Consider the following 15,878-nt stretch of genomic DNA (forward strand, 5'->3'; position numbering starts at 1 on the left):
TGTATTAACACTTTCCTACATTAAAATCGCTTTATTGATGCCTGAAGAGTCGCCTTCACTCAAGTTCATCACTTCATCAATACTGACCACCCCTTGCAATGCCAGCTCCATCGCTGACGCAAGTAGCGGTTTATAGTCCTTACAGTTTCTCGCCGCTTCCGCAAAACCAACCGCATCTTCCGAACGTAACGCATCCATCATCGATTGCTCTAGCTCTAGCATTTCAAAGACACCGATTCGGCCTCGATACCCTGTAAGGTTACAGTTCTGGCAACCGCTTCCTCGGGAAAAACTGGCATGTGCTTGGTTTGGAAAGCGCACGGCTAACCATTGCCTTCTCGATTCGTCCACCTCGTCTTCCACTTTACAATCGGTGCAAATTTTGCGAACCAATCGCTGAGCGACCACGGCTCTGACGGCACTTGCCACAAGGTAGCCTGGTGCCCCCATGTCCATCATACGAAGTGCACTATCAACAGCGTCATTAGTATGTAAGGTGCTGAGGACTAAGTGGCCCGTTAACGCCGCTCTTAGCCCAATTTCCACCGTTTCTTGGTCACGCATCTCCCCCACCAGAATGATGTCCGGATCTTGACGTAAAAAGGTTCTTAATATTGTGGAGAAGTCTAAATTGATCTTTGGGTTCACTTGAACCTGATTGACTCTCGGTAAGCGGTATTCGACCGGATCTTCCGCGGTAATGATCTTTTTACCCGGTTGATTGAGCTCTGACAACGCGCCATACAAGGTGGTGGTTTTACCTGAGCCCGTTGGCCCTGTTACTAGGATCATGCCGTGAGGTCTTTTGAGTTGCTTACGCAATTTTTCTAAAAGATCCGCCGGTAATCCTGATTCTTCGAGTTTTCTGACACCCGATGACTGATTCAAAAGACGCATCACCACCGACTCGCCATATTGAACCGGCATGGTCGACATACGAATATCCACCGATTGTCCTTTGGTTCGGATATTAAAACGACCGTCTTGAGGTAAACGTTTTTCTGAAATGTCCAAATTGGCCATGAGTTTTAATCGCAGCACCAATGCGGAAGCGATGTTAACTTCGTTTAGCAGCGTTTCATGCAAAATACCGTCGATACGTTGGCGCAAACGCAGCACATTCGAATCTGGCTCAATGTGAATATCAGACGCCCCCATTTGAATGGCATCTTCAAACAGAGAGTTAATCAACTTAACGACGGTGACTTCATCACTGTCACCGGCTTCATCAAGATTGTTAATATCAAAAGCATCGTTGACCTGATGTTCCGCCTGCAATTGCTCGGCGAATGATGCGATCTCTTTGGTGCGGCGGTAGTATCGGTCAAACCCTTCAACCAATTGACTTTCAGGCGCGATAACAAACTCTAAACTGAAATTAGAAAGCTGACCAAGTAGCGCTTCTTGAGCAAATAAATCCGCGGGATCACTCATCGCAATCCGTACTGTGTCTCCACTACGAGAAATGACAAGAGCACGCAAACGACGTGCGTGAACTTCAGGAAGCAGTTGAACCGCATCAACGTCGACATTGGCTCGGCTCACATCAATTAACGGTAGGGCCAATTGTTGCGAGAGAAAAGTCAGCATCTGGTGTTCGGTTACGAAGCCAAGCTCAATAAGCATGGCGCCTAATTTACGACCTGTGCTTTTCTGGGCTGCGAGTGCTTGCTCAACCTGACTCTCAGTAATAATGCCTTCTTCAACCAGCAAATCACCAAGACGTTTACGAAGTTTAATTTGCACTGCTGCTCTCCTTTATTGCATCAATCAATTTCAAACGCTCACGTACAAAGGTCTGAGACTGCTTTGAAAGACCGACTTTCGTTAGTGCTTGCTGATACGCGGCTTTAGCCTCTGGCATATTTGAATTTCGGTCATGTTGAATCGCTAAGCCTAGCCACCAACGTGCGTTGGCACTGTCCGCAGCGACCAGTTGTTGATAGGTTTCCAATGCCACATCATCAAGGCTATTTTTTTGAGCTAACGCCGCCCTTAAAGACAAGTAATCCACACTCGGAGAATGATTTAGGTGAAGAAGAGGAGTGAGTGCAGCTTCTGGTTGTTGTTCTTTAATCAACAGCTTGGCGAGGGCAATCCGCAAGGCTTCACTGTCGTTATCGATTTTGATGCCATCTTGCAATATTTCAAACGCTCTACGCGCATCCCCTTTACCATAATATAAGGCCGCCAGTTGTTGTCGGCTGTTTTCATCTTTAGGAGTGTAACGAAGTACGTCTTTGTAGCTGCTTAACGCTTCATCGATGTTGTTACTATCGATCGCTTTACGGGCTCTGATCTCTGCTTTCTCGGCTAATTGAACCGGTGTCAGTTCGACTTGTTCAACAATAATACCACCTTGCTCAACAGGCTCTGGCTTGGTTGCCGCCTTCGAACTGACGCGAGAAGGGCTCGATGTGTTGCTAGCCAGTAATATTGGCTTTTGAGGTGACGGCTTGCTGGCGACTGGCTTTGGGGCGATGGGGGCTTTAGAAACCGATACTTTAGAAACAGACGTGTTAGAAACGGACGCTTTAGCAACCGACGCTTTAGCAACAGGGGCGTCAGACGTTGAATTTTTAGCCACGAGCGTTAAAGGCTGTTCGATCTTTGTTGTCGATTTTTCAACGACGGGAGCTTGATATATCGTTACCTGTGAAGCTGAGGTTTGCGTGGTCACTTCAGCGATACTCGGCACTGAGTTTGGTTCAAGAGCGCCATTGGATTCCACTGTAACCATGGTCGGTTCAGAGATCACCACTGAGTGATCTATAGAACGATCGATGGTTTCGGATTGATGCGATACCGCCCAGCCACCAATGGCGAGACTGATTGAAAAGCCACCGATAACCCAAGGTAAAACAGGGCGAGTTTTTACCTTATTAATTTGAGCTTTTTCAATCTTAACCGATGCACCCTGTTGTTCTTTATCAGCAAGTTCAGAAAGCGCTTGATTGATGGTACTCATTAGTGACTCCACCCCCATAAAATTGGGGCTTTAAATTTTGGTTTACAGCTATCAAACGTATCGTAAATAGCGCTATAAACATGGTGATTATTGACTTTTTCAGCCTTGTCGCCAAAAGCTAATATCAGAGTCTTATGGCATATCTGATTGATCAGGCGAGGATTTCCATGGCTTGCCCGCCAAATCGCTTTCTTAATAGAAAGGCTAAATACCGCTTCACTGGCCGCGCTTCGGGTTAAACGAGTATCAATATAAGCCACACTTTCATCCACCGATAATGGGCGTAACTTCGCATTAAAGGTGATGCGTTGACGAAACTGCCTTAAATGATGCTGCTCGAGCCGTTCATCCAATTCAGGTTGGCCAATAAGGACAATATTAAGCAGTTTTGCCTGCTCTGTTTCTAGGTTTCCAAACAGCCGCAACACCTCTAGGGCTTCATCAGATAAAGCCTGAGCTTCATCAACAATAACCACGGTTTGATTGCCCGATTTAGAAAGTTCGATCAACTTGGTTTGAATCTTATCAACCACTGACATTGAAGAATGAATCTCAAGCCCCAGCTCAGCGGCAACGGCCAACCTTAACTCCTCACCCGTTAATACAGGGTTAGGTAAGTAAACCAGCTCGACGTTATCTTTTAAGTGATTGATCAGCATTCGGCATACCATGGTTTTACCCGACCCCACCTCGCCAGTTACCTTGATCACGCCTTCTCCCATGTCCAGAGCCGCTGTGACCATTTGAATCGCTTCATAGTGTGGTTCTAACCCTAAAAACAAGCCCGTATTCGGGGTTAGATGAAACGGGTATTGGCTAAAACCAAAGTGGTCAAGATACATGCTTTACCCTGAGAATCGGTTATTCGGAATCTGGAAACCATTCTTGCAAAATATCACGTGAGCGTTCGAGTTCTTTCTGCCACGTGTTTACACCAACAACCGTTGGGCGCAATAAAATCACCAATTCTGTTTTTTGTGTCAGTTCAGACGTATTTCTAAATAAGTGTCCAAGCGCAGGAATATCACCAAAGAATGGCACCTTAGAGACTTGTTCAAAGGTATTGGATTTCATTAATCCACCAATGACGACAACATCCCCATCTCGTGCTCTGATAATGGAATCGGATTCACGAATAGAACTTTGAGCCAATGGAAGGCTGATCGTTTTGCCACCATAACCAATTTCTTTGACTTGTTCTTTCACATCAATAACCGCTGGGTGAACATGCAGTAACACATTTCCTTCGTCATCAATTTGAGGTGTCACGTCTAGAGAAATACCGGAGAAGAAAGGCGTAAGTTCAACTTCTGGTGAAGCCTCGGAATTATCGCCACTGCCCACCACACTGGAAAAGTCGGTCACGTAGTATTCGTCAGTACCCACTTTGATGACCGCTTTTTGATTGTTTGCGGCCGTGACTCGAGGGCTTGAGAGAACATTCAAGTCACCTTGCGTATCCATAAAGCTCAAGACCGCTTCAAAGCTACCATCGGAAACGGTGATATTGGTTTGACCGCCCAGTAAGCTGCCAATAGAATCTAGCCCCGGAAGCGCTGCGGCCCCTAATCGATCAATAACAACCTTGCTGTCGCCAATTGAAATGTTTGACCAATTGATCCCTTGTTGATAGCCATCGTTCAACGTGACTTCTAAAATTTTCGCTTCCAAAATAACCTGACGTTGCAGCCTCTCTTGGGAAACGTTTAAGAAGTGCCTAACTTCACGTATGGCATCTGGGTATGCTCGCACCGTAATTACACTCGCTTGCGGTGTGGCGACCACACTCTGACCATCACCACTGCCAATAAGCTGTGAAACAGCACTCACTAGCTGCGGCCAAAAATCACTCTCACTGATGGTTTCAATTTCCGTTCCTCCAATGGCGCTCGTTGATGACGAACTCGAAGAATTTGAAGAGGAATTATTTGATGACGAAGAGTTATTCGATGACGACGACCCCGTGTCAGAATTGGTGATCGTTCCGGTCGTAATCGAAGTGAGTGATCGCCCTTTTCGTTGCATCTGTAAATAATCGACTGGAATCGTGACGGTGCGCATTCCCGATGGATACACTTGTATCACTTTGCCTTTACGCTCAACTTCATAGCCATACATATCACGAACCACAGACAACACCTCATCTAAAGTGACATCGGCTAAATTAACGGTGATATTCCCTTCTACTGCAGGGTGTATCGCTGCGCTGTAGTCGGTTCCTTTGACTAAACTAGCAAAAAAGGTACTGGCCTCAACGCCGTCCGCTCGAACTCTAAAACGCTTGACGTTCTGCGCTGAGGATAGGTTTACTCCATCAATATTCGGCATCAAATCTTGCTGCACGGAAGCAGGAAGATCATTGAGCCCCAAACTGTTGGATTCATTGATGGCTTCGTTGATGGCGGCTTTGGCTTCTACTGGATCTCGGTGGCCCATTGAGCATCCGGCTAAAGATACGATAGCGATAGCAAGTACGATTTTACGCATAGAATTATTATTACCTTAATTCTTAATATCTAACGAAAAAAGCTCTAATGTCCAAAGCTTACTTCCACGTACCAAAGTCACTTTTTCATCAGTTATCTGACGGACTTGGTATCCATTTAATTTATCTCCGGTCTCGACAACACTGTTGTTAAGAACGGCATTACATCGATTAACATGATCACATGCGATACTTTTGAGTCTCGGCAATCGATAAACAACGGGTTTTTTCACTGTCGACGTAGAGGGATCTTTTTTCTGCCACCCTAACGGCGCCGTTGGATCTTGACCTGTTTTTTGGCTCGGCAGCGCATTGACTGACGCATTGACGGAAAAGCCCAATACAGCGAGACTCAGTAACGCGATCCTCAATGGCATTTTCAATCCCATCTTTAGTCGCGTCTGTAATAGCATCTGTAATCGCATTATTGGCTAGCCCCCTATAAACTCTTTACGAGCCCCTAAAGTGTAGACTTCCAAAATCAGTCGTGCTTCTGGGTACTCTTCAACTTGATATTGAAAACTGCGCCAATAATAGTTGGCAGGCATCGCCTCAAGCGTTTGTAAATAGGTGAGGATATCAAAAAATCGACCTGTCATTTCAATTCGAACCGGATGCAGATAGTAAGTGCTGTCTTGATCCTGTCCTTTTGTAATGGACTCTGCGCCTAGCGTTTCCAATGACACCAGGTGAAGCTGCTTACTTTCAGACAAAACACCTTCCAAGAGCAGCGTCATTTGAGAAGGTGAAATCAAGGTATCAATCACATCGGCTAACTCTTGCGATAAAGATTGACTCTGTTTCTGGAGTTTATTCAGCTCAATATCGATCTCTTGGTCTGGGTCTTTTTTCAGCTTCGCAGTCAAGACTAGGATCTCGCCCTGTAACCTCTGAATCTCAGATTTGGTTGCTACGTTTTGACGCGACAATTCATTATCCGTTTTCATTGCAGGTTCAAAGACAAACGTAAACATGACCAAGGCAGTGACGGCAAACCCACCGAGTGTAATGAGCCACTTTTCTCTTTGGGAAAGATCCGAAAATTTGGCTTCTATTTTTTCTAATGCGTGTTTCATTATTTTACATCCTCCTGCGTTCGCAATTCGAATGTAATGACATCTTGTTCATTTCTGCCTATTTTCAACTTTTCAAACGAGCGCCCTACCAAGTTCAGCTCTTCTCTAAACTGCTGAACCCAGTTTGGCACCGTTTCAGCGTTTTTAGCTAAGCCTTGTAAATTCAATCGTTGATTATCGATACGAATACTCTCCAAAGAGATATCATTCCTTCCAATATTCGCTAAAGAACCCATGACGCCTGCGAAACCTTGACGCTGAGACTGATTGTAATCACCAATCGCACTCAATGAACGGTTATGCGATTGAATTTGATCTTTTAACCTGGCAACGGCGGCCACTTTGCCTGGCGACGGTTTGTGCTGCTCTAACTGCTCTCTAAGCTTTTGGGCTTGCTGGGCCAGTTGTGTCGATTGCTGCTGCTGGAGCTTTAATTGTGCTTTTAGCTGCATTGAACTGTAATGGTAATACCCACTGCATGCCAATAGCAGTGCGGCAGTCAAAACCCAAGAGGTCGCGGCGTTTTGAAAGGTAAAATACTGTTTTTGAGGGCGTAAATGATCGGGGTACAGATTAATGTAATCGCCCGCCAAATGTGTTGCTGTAATAGCGAGAAGCTCTCCAGACTCAATGGGATCCGGTGATATCGACCTAACTTTAACGTTTAACCGTTCATCTAATGCTTCGGCTAACTCTTGCTGTTCTTCTTCATCACAACTGGTGAAAAGCGTATGTAACGGCACACCTTTAAGCTGAGACGATAGGTAATCAATCGAACGCTGCAATTCCAAAGCCATGCCATCGAGCTGAAAATCGGAGCTTGCTGTGCCTGTTAATGGTGAAACGACATTACGGATAGTGCGTTGAAAAACACATTTTCCTTCGTGAAAAGCACAGATTTTATAACTGCCCTTTACACTGCGCTGCAACAATAAATAACTGCTTAATTCAGACGAAGCAATACCCCACACATCGTCTTCTGTCAGTACTTCACCTAACGAGCATTTCAGTTCAGCTAAAAGATGAGTCAGCTCAGTAATAAGCGATTTTTTGATCACATAAGCTTGAGTTTTATTACCACTGGGCAAAGTAAAGGCATCAGCGACAATGTCCGTTACTTTCTCTGTGACGAGGTCTTTTAGCAAAAATGGCAGAGCAATAGACAGCTCTTCTTGAGGCACATTAGGGGTATCTATTTGAAATGTTTGATACAGATTTGAGTTCAGAACCACACTGACCGTGACACTCTCAACAGAGTGCGCTTTTAAATGTGTTGCGAGGGCCTTTGGCCAATGTGGATTATCAAGCTCTATTTTCGGTAATGTGAACGCTGAGTGCCTTGAAAAATAGATAGCGTTCGGCTCCACTATCGCCAATAAGTTGGAGTGCTGCTTTTTTGTTGGGCTTAATTTATCTATGAAGGATTTAATGTTCATCCACTGATCACTTTCGTTAGATTATCGCCATCGGTTTCGTCGACCCGGCTTTATTTTATTTGAAACATTAGTATGGGCTTTGTTATTTATTCTAGCCCATACTTCTAATTCTGTATCGAACAGTCGCCCTTGAACGCCATGTACACCTAAATCTATCAGCGTTTTATGCTCTGCTTTCGTTTCGACACCCACTGCAATGACCTGAGTTTTTCCGCCACTGCATGCACCGATGATGCTTCTTACAAAGAGTTGGTTCTCATCTCTTTGGTCAATTCGTTTAATCAAACTTCGATGCAACTTAAGGTAATCGACCTTTAAGTCTTTTAAATAATGGGTACTAACTATCGTTCGTCCCGCTTGACCAACAATAACCTGACAACCTAATCCTGAAAGCATCCGTATGACGGGTCTCATATAATCCAGGTGCTTAATCAAACGCCCTTCCGAAAATTCAAAACTCAATTTTGAGCGAGTTTGAGACGTCAGTTGCAACAGTTCATTTCGCAGCCATTTAAAGTGTTCTTTATCTGCAAATGGGCTGACATGCAGGTTTACAGAATAACATAGGTTTAACTGAGATTCTTTCATACATGTTATTGTTTTTCTGAGTATTGCGCGGTCCATCTTAAGCTCATAACCTACCTGCTCAATGGCCGCATTGAATCTTGAAGCCTTAAGTGTGCCTTTCTCTGGATCATCTATCCGCGCAAACAACTCATGATGAATCAACTTGAGATCGCTCGTTGCCGAATGCAAATAGCAAGGCTGACCGAATACTCGTATATTTTCTGGCGTTAACGTCTGATCAAAAAGCGTACGCCAGCGAACGCTACCACGATCTTCTTGATCCACGGTTGCTTTATTAAATCGGCTCCAGGTATTGATCTGCTGTAACTGGGCACTCTTCAGCGCAATTTCAGCCTCATCCATGATCTTGCCCTGGCGATCTCCCTGGTTAAAATTGGTGACCCCCATATGGCACCAATTATCTTTATCAACTGGCGATGGTGGAGAGATTTTAGCCAGCTGCTTCATGCACGCGTTAACAAGATGTGTCACTTCTTTTGTCCCCTGGTATGGAACAAATATCGCAAAATCAGAGCTATAATATCGAGATAACAGCACATCAGGGTAACGTTGTATCACTCCACTAATAGCTTCTGCCAATTCAACAATGAAGTCGTCACTGGCACTTTTACCATTCAGTTCTTTGACATCTTCCCAGTCATCCACTCTAAGCAAAATGACAGCACCATGAGAGCCACTTTCATGCAAAACTGACTCAAGTTTACTGTCGAATAACACGCGGTTTGCTGTTCCAGTCAGTTGATCTAAGAAGGTTTGCGTTCGGATAAAGGTATCAAATCGGCTTCTCTCTTGGCGGGCATCTTGTAACTCTTCAATCAAACAATCCAATGCCTCACTTGCTGTATACGGCCATTCCCTGAGATCCCCTTTTGAAAACTGCTCTACGCGCCCCGCTAAGATCATTCGCCCACGCTCCTCTAACAGCTCCGATCCCAATAGCTGTTCTTTGAGCCATTTAACGCCTCTCACTAGGCAAAATATGATCAAGCTAACGGCGAGAGTGATCGTCCATAAGGCACCAAAAGAGTCGGTAGAACCTAGATACGGTGGAACGGCCTTGAAGGTCACTTGATAGCCGCTGTTTCTTTCCAATCGATAAGTTTTGTTGTACAAGCGAGAAGGATCGACCCGAGAATCGGTATCGTTAAACTGATATACGACCCCTGCCTGTGAAGATAACTGCATTTCAACAATGCGTGATGCTTGCAGCATTTTGGGCATCCAGCGCTGCATTGATTGCGCCGATTCAGGATCTTCCATTTCTCTATCAACAACGACAACAATGCCATCCAAATAATGATTGAGATATTCTTGGCCAATTTTTTTGAATGTCAGTGTGCCACCGACAAATAAAATAAAGGTCGCGCTGATCACAATGATGGTAACAAAAGCCACCAGCCTTGTACTGAGCTTTAAGGTCGGAGTAAACCTCATAAATTAAGAGTTCCTTTCTATATTTTATTTACCGGTTTTAGTGTGTTGCTATCAACAAGGAAGCAAATCATTTGCCTCTGCTGTTACTATATTAAAAAGTCTCCAAGAACTCGTTTTATTTTGACTACTGTTATCAAACTTTGTTAGCCAAACGTGATCTCTCTCTTAAAGCGCCACGAGTATTAGAGATCATAAGTGATCATGCGGATCGCCACGAGTATGCAGTAGATAGAGTCAATAACGCAAATCACAAAAAAAGCCCCGTACTACGGAGCTTTAGTTTGTATTGTTAATTATAGAACTTCACAGAATATTAAACTCTGAGACTTCTCCATCAAACGACCTAGAACGGGATATCGTCATCGAAATCCATTGGTGGCTCATTATATTGAGGCTGAGCTTGCTGTGGAGCTTGTTGAGCCGGTTTGTGCTGAGGAGCCGATTGAGGCTGTTGCATCGCTGGCTGCTGTTGCTGCATGGCTGGCTGCTGAGGTTGGCCCCAGTTATTATTTTGCTGCTGACTCGCCTGTTGACCGCCACCACCTTGGCCACGCCCACCTAATAGCTGCATTTGACCTGCTGGCCACTGAACAACAACTTCAGTTGAGTAACGATCTTGACCACTTTGATCTTGCCACTTACGTGTTTGCAGTTGACCTTCAAGATAAACTTGAGAGCCCTTACGTAAGTATTCACCTGCAATTTCAGCTGTTTTTCCAAATAACACAACACGGTGCCACTCTGTCTTTTCGCGTTGTTCACCAGTTTGCTTGTCACGCCAAGTTTCAGAAGTGGCGACTGTAATATTTGCAATCGCACTACCATTGGCAGTGTACTTAACCTCAGGATCTTGCCCAAGATTACCCATAATGATGACTTTATTTACGCCACGGCTTGCCATGCTCTGCTCCGTCTCAATGATGTCTAAAAAATTCTGAGGGGTAGGATAGCACGCTTTAACACAGGCTCAAATCGTATTAAAAAATCCATCTTATTGTATGAGCCAATCGGGATTTTATTTACTCGTTTTTTGAACCCTCTCCTACCTCATCTAAATGACAGATAGGTAAATTACCTAACAATATGAAACCAGACGCAAAATGACATACCTAGCTTCAATAGACCTAGATATTCCGCTCGGCTTGCTTCATTTTGTAAACATAATGTAACAGGCTAGGAAGGTACATAATGAAAAAAGCAGATTACACTCGAACCGTTTATTTTTTATGTGAAGATAAACATGCAGACTATCCTTACATCAGTCGACTAGAGACTGATCTATCATTAGATCTTCCAAAAATAGAGCCCAACGATTTGCTCGAAGCCAACCCCAAACATCGACATAAGATTTTACTGATCGATTACCAAACGCATAAACAACTTCAACAGCAAGTTCGTAATTTACCCATTACAGATAAGAACTTTGAAGTGATTATTTTTAACCTCAATAAACGGCTTACGACCGACGAATTGCTCTACTTTGGCAACCTAAAAGGGTTATTTTACACTTACACAAATGTCGAAGATATTGTTCGAGGGCTTGGAGAAATCATTAATGGGCAAAACTGGCTCCCTCGAAAGGTCACAAGCCAACTGCTGCACTATTATCGTCATGTGCTTAACAGCAACACCGCTCCTGTGATCGTTGACTTAACCTCTCGTGAACTGCAGATATTGCGCTGCCTTCAAGATAATTCATCCAATATTCAAATTGCTGATAGCCTATTCATTAGTGAATTTACGGTAAAATCACATCTTTATCAGATTTTTAAAAAACTCTCTGTTAAAAATCGAGTGCAGGCGATAGCATGGGCAAATCAAAATTTAGCGTCTTAATTTGGCGACAAAGTATGAATTCTGTACTAGATGAACCGCCGTTAACTAGCCAGAAACATAAAGCATGTTATCTTGACGCGAAATCATTATTTATACGGAATTACAAAAGGTTTTATCATGATCAAAAAGTGCCTATTCCCGGCAGCGGGTTACGGAACTCGTTTTCTGCCAGCCACTAAATCAATGCCAAAAGAAATGATGCCGGTGGTCAACAAGCCACTCATCGAATACGGTGTTGAAGAAGCGATTCAAGCAGGTATGGATGGTATGTGTATTGTTACTGGTCGTGGCAAACATTCAATCATGGACCACTTTGATAAAAATTATGAGCTGGAACATCAGATCAGTGGCACGAATAAGGAAGAGTTGCTCGTCGATATCCGTAAAGTTATCGACAGTGCAAGTTTCACTTATATCCGTCAAAAAGAAATGAAAGGCCTTGGCCATGCCATACTGACTGGTCGTGATCTTATTGGTGATGAACCTTTCGCTGTAGTGTTGGCCGATGACCTTTGTGTCAATGAGCAACAAGGTGTGTTGGCGCAAATGGTGTCACTATACAAACAGTTCCGCTGCTCAATTGTTGCGGTTCAGGAAGTACCTGAAGATGAAACCCATAAATACGGTGTAATTTCAGGGGAAATGATTAAAGATGATCTTTTCCGTGTCGACGACATGGTAGAGAAGCCAGAACAAGGAACCGCGCCGAGTAACTTAGCCATTATTGGTCGTTATATTCTGACTCCAGATATTTTCGAATTAATTGAGCAAACAGAACCAGGCAAAGGTGGTGAAATTCAAATCACCGATGCGCTTCTTAAACAAGCGAAATCAGGCTGTGTATTGGCTTATAAGTTCAAGGGTAACCGTTTTGATTGCGGTAGTGTTGAAGGCTATATTGAAGCCACCAACTACTGCTTTGAAAATCTTTACCTGAAAGATGAAAAAACAACGGAACTCGGTAAGCACTCAACGCATAAAGAGTCATAATACCGAACGGCTAAGTCGAACTTACAAAAGTCGCACTCACAAAAGCCGACCACGATATATCCAAATTCCTAGCGATTATTTCTAAGGCCACTTTGTACCCAAGTGGCCTTACTGTTTTTTTATCCAGTATTTTATTTGCACAATTGCCACACTATGTAATACTTGCAGCACTTAGTATTTCAATGAGCTTAGACAATGGACACAATTGAAGTTCGCGGTGCACGAACCCATAACCTTAAAGATATCAACCTCACCATTCCTCGCGATAAATTAATCGTTGTCACCGGGCTTTCTGGATCAGGAAAATCCTCTCTCGCTTTTGATACGCTTTATGCCGAAGGGCAGCGCCGCTATGTTGAGTCTTTGTCAGCTTATGCTCGCCAATTTCTCTCGCTCATGGAAAAACCAGATGTCGATCATATCGAAGGCCTATCTCCCGCGATTTCTATTGAACAAAAATCCACTTCTCATAACCCACGTTCCACCGTGGGAACCATTACAGAGGTGTATGATTACCTAAGATTACTTTACGCGCGTGTTGGCGAACCACGATGCCCAGAGCACAATACGCCACTCGCGGCTCAAACCGTCAGCCAAATGGTTGATCGAATCTTAGAACTGCCTCAGGGTTCTAAGAGAATGCTTCTGGCTCCCATCATTAAGGAACGTAAAGGTGAGCATGTAAAAACACTCGAAAACCTTGCGGCTCAAGGCTTTATACGCGCCCGTATTGATGGGGAAACTTGCGATCTTTCCGATCCACCAACATTGGAACTTCACAAAAAACACACCATCGAAGTCGTGGTCGACCGATTTAAAGTTCGAGACGATTTGCAGCAACGTTTGGCGGAATCTATAGAAACCACTCTCGAGCTCTCTGGCGGAATTGTGGTGGTGACGCCAATGGATGAAGAGGGGGAGGAAATTGTCTTTTCTGCCAATTTTGCTTGTTCACATTGTGGTTATAGCATGCAAGAGCTTGAGCCAAGGCTGTTCTCATTTAATAATCCAGCGGGTGCCTGCGGATCTTGTGATGGTTTGGGGGTTCAACAATATTTTGATCCTGAACGCGTCATTATGGATGAGAATGCGAGCCTAGCCGATGGAGCGATTCGCGGATGGGATCAAAAAAACTATTACTACTTTCAAATGCTCACGTCATTAGCCGATCATTATGGTTTTGACCTTAACACCCCTTTTAAAAAACTACCTAAAAAGACTCGAGAAATTATATTAAAAGGTTCTGGTCGGACTGAAGTCGAGTTTAAGTACATCAATGATCGCGGTGATATTCGTGTTAAACGGCACCCATTTGAAGGTATTCTCAATACCTTAGAACGCCGTTATCGAGATACCGAATCCAATGCGGTCAGGGAAGATTTGGTGAAATACATCTCAACGAAGTCTTGTACTGGATGCAATGGAACACGATTGAGAATCGAAGCACGTAATGTATTCATCAATGATACCGCCTTGCCTCAAATTGTTGAGTTTAGTATTGCTGAAGCACTCGACTTCTTCCAGAATCTAAAGCTTGATGGCCAGCGTGGGCAAATAGCCGACAAAGTGATGAAAGAGATCAATGATCGCCTTCAATTTCTGGTTAACGTCGGTCTAAACTACCTTAACCTATCACGCAGTGCAGAAACCTTGTCTGGCGGAGAAGCTCAACGCATCAGGCTTGCCAGTCAAATTGGAGCTGGGCTTGTTGGCGTGATGTATGTTCTAGATGAGCCATCAATTGGTCTGCACCAACGCGACAACGAAAGATTGCTTAAAACCCTGACACACTTGCGTGACTTGGGAAATACCGTTCTAGTGGTCGAGCATGATGAGGATGCGATTCGATGTGCCGACCATGTGATTGATATCGGCCCTGGGGCTGGTGTTCATGGCGGTCACATCGTAGCAGAAGGCACCATGGATGAGATTATCGCGACTCCAGAATCTCTCACTGGTCAGTACTTAAGCGGCGTCAAAAAAATAGAAATACCCAAGCAACGCACTAAAAAAGATCCCAAGAAAACCGTTGAACTTATCGGCGCTACCGGCAATAACTTAAAAGACGTCACACTATCACTGCCTGTTGGTCTGTTCACTTGTGTCACTGGCGTATCTGGATCGGGTAAGTCGACCTTGATTAACGACACTTTCTTTAAGATTGCTCATACCGCTTTAAATGGTGCCACTACAGCAACGCCTTCGCCTTACAAGAAAATAAAGGGGCTAGAGCACTTCGATAAAGTGATCGATATCGACCAAAGCCCAATAGGCAGAACACCGCGTTCTAACCCCGCGACCTATACCGGAATCTTCACGCCAATCCGAGAGCTGTTCGCTGGAACGCAAGAATCTCGTTCTCGAGGGTATAAACCTGGTCGATTTAGTTTCAACGTTCGTGGTGGGCGCTGTGAAGCGTGCCAAGGGGATGGCATGATTAAAGTTGAGATGCACTTTCTTCCAGATGTTTACGTCTCCTGTGATGCATGTAAAGGAAAACGCTACAACCGTGAAACCTTAGAAGTGCACTACAAAGGTAAGAGCATTGATGAAGTTCTACAGATGACCGTTGAAGATGCACGCGCTTTCTTTGAACCGGTACCGGTTATTGCCCGAAAATTACAGACGTTAATGGATGTTGGCCTTTCCTATATTAGGCTTGGTCAAGCAGCGACCACCTTATCCGGAGGGGAAGCACAGAGGGTCAAATTAGCTCGAGAGCTATCAAAGCGAGATACAGGCAAAACCTTATATATCCTAGATGAACCTACAACCGGGTTACACTTTCACGATATTCAGCAATTGCTCACTGTTTTGCACCGATTACGCGATCATGGAAATACCGTGGTGGTCATCGAACACAACCTCGACGTCGTCAAGACAGCAGATTGGGTCGTTGATTTAGGTCCGGAAGGTGGCCAAGGTGGTGGAGAAATTGTCGCTGAAGGTACGCCCGAATCGGTCGCAAAAGTGAAAGGTTCTCATACCGCTCGTTTTCTTAAACCTATGTTAAAATAGAAATAAACGCTAAGATAAAGAAACCAGCAGTGACGCTGGTTTCTTTA

General features: G+C 44.3%; 12 protein-coding genes. 3 read left to right on the plus strand and 9 right to left on the minus strand.

Translation table 11 applies throughout. The features are described from left to right. Positions 1-15: 15 nt before the first annotated feature. The 9 genes from QF117_RS18975 to QF117_RS19015 all read right to left on the minus strand — a co-directional run bounded on the left by QF117_RS18975 (position 16) and on the right by QF117_RS19015 (position 10,888). Positions 16-1,746, minus strand: a complete 1,731-nt coding sequence (locus tag QF117_RS18975; RefSeq protein ID WP_282387607.1) for a GspE/PulE family protein — start codon at positions 1,744-1,746, stop codon at positions 16-18. Continuing rightward, positions 1,736-2,968 (minus strand): CDC27 family protein, encoded by a 1,233-nt coding sequence (locus tag QF117_RS18980; protein ID WP_282387608.1) that lies wholly within the window; start codon positions 2,966-2,968, stop codon positions 1,736-1,738. The genes QF117_RS18975 and QF117_RS18980 overlap by 11 nt, the downstream gene beginning before the upstream one ends. After that, a complete protein-coding gene (locus tag QF117_RS18985; RefSeq protein ID WP_282387610.1) occupies positions 2,968-3,810 on the minus strand; it encodes an AAA family ATPase in 843 nt (280 codons plus the stop codon). Before QF117_RS18985 ends, QF117_RS18980 begins: the two co-directional genes overlap by 1 nt. Before the next feature lie 19 nt (positions 3,811-3,829). Further along, positions 3,830-5,455, minus strand: a complete 1,626-nt coding sequence (mshL, locus tag QF117_RS18990; RefSeq protein WP_282387611.1) for a pilus (MSHA type) biogenesis protein MshL — start codon at positions 5,453-5,455, stop codon at positions 3,830-3,832. Positions 5,456-5,470: 15 nt separating this feature from the next. Further along, positions 5,471-5,830 (minus strand): MSHA biogenesis protein MshK, encoded by a 360-nt coding sequence (locus QF117_RS18995; protein WP_282387613.1) that lies wholly within the window; start codon positions 5,828-5,830, stop codon positions 5,471-5,473. Between the two features lie 54 nt (positions 5,831-5,884). After that, positions 5,885-6,529 (minus strand): type 4a pilus biogenesis protein PilO, encoded by a 645-nt coding sequence (pilO, locus tag QF117_RS19000; RefSeq protein ID WP_282387615.1) that lies wholly within the window; start codon positions 6,527-6,529, stop codon positions 5,885-5,887. Continuing rightward, positions 6,529-7,965, minus strand: a complete 1,437-nt coding sequence (locus QF117_RS19005) for an MSHA biogenesis protein MshI (RefSeq protein WP_282387616.1) — start codon at positions 7,963-7,965, stop codon at positions 6,529-6,531. The genes pilO and QF117_RS19005 overlap by 1 nt, the downstream gene beginning before the upstream one ends. 21 nt (positions 7,966-7,986) lie before the next feature. Then, positions 7,987-9,987: an RNase E specificity factor CsrD gene (gene csrD / locus QF117_RS19010; RefSeq protein ID WP_282387618.1), complete on the minus strand. Its 2,001-nt coding sequence runs from the start codon at positions 9,985-9,987 to the stop codon at positions 7,987-7,989. A 343-nt stretch (positions 9,988-10,330) separates the two neighbouring features. Then, positions 10,331-10,888, minus strand: a complete 558-nt coding sequence (locus QF117_RS19015) for a single-stranded DNA-binding protein (RefSeq protein ID WP_017035367.1) — start codon at positions 10,886-10,888, stop codon at positions 10,331-10,333. A gap of 287 nt (positions 10,889-11,175) precedes the next feature. On the opposite strand from QF117_RS19015, the gene QF117_RS19020 reads away from it, so the two are divergent. The 3 genes from QF117_RS19020 to uvrA all read left to right on the plus strand — a co-directional run bounded on the left by QF117_RS19020 (position 11,176) and on the right by uvrA (position 15,831). Continuing rightward, positions 11,176-11,823, plus strand: a complete 648-nt coding sequence (locus tag QF117_RS19020; RefSeq protein ID WP_282387621.1) for a LuxR C-terminal-related transcriptional regulator — start codon at positions 11,176-11,178, stop codon at positions 11,821-11,823. Between the two features lie 117 nt (positions 11,824-11,940). Then, positions 11,941-12,813: a UTP--glucose-1-phosphate uridylyltransferase GalU gene (gene galU / locus QF117_RS19025; RefSeq protein WP_282387623.1), complete on the plus strand. Its 873-nt coding sequence runs from the start codon at positions 11,941-11,943 to the stop codon at positions 12,811-12,813. 195 nt (positions 12,814-13,008) lie between these two features. Continuing rightward, on the plus strand, positions 13,009-15,831 hold the full coding sequence (gene uvrA / locus QF117_RS19030) for an excinuclease ABC subunit UvrA (protein ID WP_282387625.1): 2,823 nt from the start codon (positions 13,009-13,011) through the stop codon (positions 15,829-15,831). The last annotated feature ends 47 nt before the right edge of the window (positions 15,832-15,878 follow it).

This window comes from Vibrio sp. YMD68 (assembly GCF_029958905.1).
Classification (GTDB): Bacteria; Pseudomonadota; Gammaproteobacteria; order Enterobacterales; family Vibrionaceae; genus Vibrio.